Genomic DNA, 787 nt, shown 5'->3' with positions numbered 1-787 from the left:
CTGCGATCACCCAAGAGATCTCGGAAATCGTCGGCGGCGCTGCCGCGGTTTAACGGTTCAAATATTCAGAGGATCCAGCTATGAGTAGCGGACGTATCGTTCAAATCATCGGCGCCGTCATCGACGTGGAATTCCCACGTGACGTCGTGCCGAATGTCTACAGCGCGCTGAAAGTTCAAGGCGCGGAAACCACTCTGGAAGTTCAGCAGCAGCTGGGCGACGGCGTCGTTCGTACCATCGCGATGGGTTCGACCGAAGGCCTGAAGCGCGGTCTGGACGTGGTCGACACCAAGGCTCCAATCTCCGTACCGGTCGGTAAAGCGACCCTGGGCCGGATCATGGACGTCCTCGGCAACCCGATCGACGAAGCTGGTCCGATCGGTGAAGAAGAGCGTTGGGGTATCCACCGCGCCGCTCCTTCCTTCGCTGACCAGGCAGGCGGCAACGACCTGCTGGAAACCGGCATCAAGGTTATCGACCTGGTTTGCCCGTTTGCCAAGGGTGGTAAGGTTGGTCTGTTCGGTGGTGCCGGTGTCGGCAAGACCGTAAACATGATGGAACTGATCCGTAACATCGCCATCGAGCACAGCGGTTATTCCGTGTTCGCGGGTGTGGGCGAGCGTACTCGTGAGGGTAACGACTTCTACCACGAGATGAAGGACTCCAACGTTCTCGACAAAGTAGCGCTGGTCTACGGTCAGATGAACGAGCCACCAGGAAACCGTCTGCGCGTAGCGCTGACCGGCCTGACCATGGCCGAGAAGTTCCGTGACGAAGGTAACGACGT

1 protein-coding gene is annotated in these 787 nt (G+C 58.7%); it reads left to right on the top strand.

The window, feature by feature from the left end; all coding sequences use genetic code 11:
• Window positions 1–80: 80 nt before the first annotated feature.
• A partial coding sequence (locus tag CHB99_RS30035) for a F0F1 ATP synthase subunit beta (protein ID WP_487379629.1) occupies window positions 81–787 on the top strand: 707 nt, incomplete at its 3' end.

The sequence above is a fragment of the Pseudomonas japonica genome (assembly GCF_900188455.1).
Lineage (GTDB): Bacteria > Pseudomonadota > Gammaproteobacteria > Pseudomonadales > Pseudomonadaceae > Aquipseudomonas > Aquipseudomonas japonica.
This window is presented reverse-complemented; position numbering and strand designations above follow the sequence as displayed.